The sequence below is a fragment of the Mesorhizobium sp. M7A.F.Ca.CA.004.06.1.1 genome, assembly GCF_003999135.1.
GTDB lineage: Bacteria > Pseudomonadota > Alphaproteobacteria > Rhizobiales > Rhizobiaceae > Mesorhizobium.
The window spans coordinates 1-496 of the sequence record NZ_RZPQ01001422.1 but is presented as its reverse complement, the minus strand read 5'-3'; the positions used below and the strand labels follow the sequence as shown (position 1 = coordinate 496).

At 65.5% G+C, this 496-nt stretch carries 1 protein-coding gene; it reads right to left on the bottom strand.

The features are described 5' to 3' along the window. Positions 1–496, bottom strand: a 496-nt coding sequence (locus tag EN906_RS36720; protein WP_127375892.1) for an FAD-dependent oxidoreductase, incomplete at both ends; no start/stop codon positions are given.

Sequence of the window (496 nt, the reverse complement as noted above, 5' to 3'; positions counted from 1 at the left end):
GTGGCGAAGCGATCGAGATCGAAGGGGCGGCTGATGTCGTTGTGTTTGCCTGACGCTAGCAATTGCGCCAGCAGCGTGCCGCCGGCGGGAATGGCCTTGAAGCCGCCCGTGCCCCAGCCGCAATTGAGGAACAGGCCGGGCAGCGGCGAGGGGCCGATGATCGGCGAGGAATCCGGCACCACGTCGACGATACCTGCCCATTGCCGCATCAGCTTGAGCTGGCCAAAGATCGGGAACATCTCCAGCACGCCGGCAATCACCGCCTCCAGCGTCGGCAAATTGCCGCGCTGCGCATAGGAAGGAATGCGGTCGAGGCCGCCGCCGATGACGATCTCGCCCTTGTCCGACTGGCTGACATAGACGCCGCAGCCGGGCGACAGCACCACCGTGTCGAGGATCGGCTTGACCGGTTCGGACACGCAGGCTTGCAGCGCATAGGAATTGATCGGAAGCCGGAAGCCGGCCTTGGCCGCCAGCACCGAGGAATGCCCGGCCA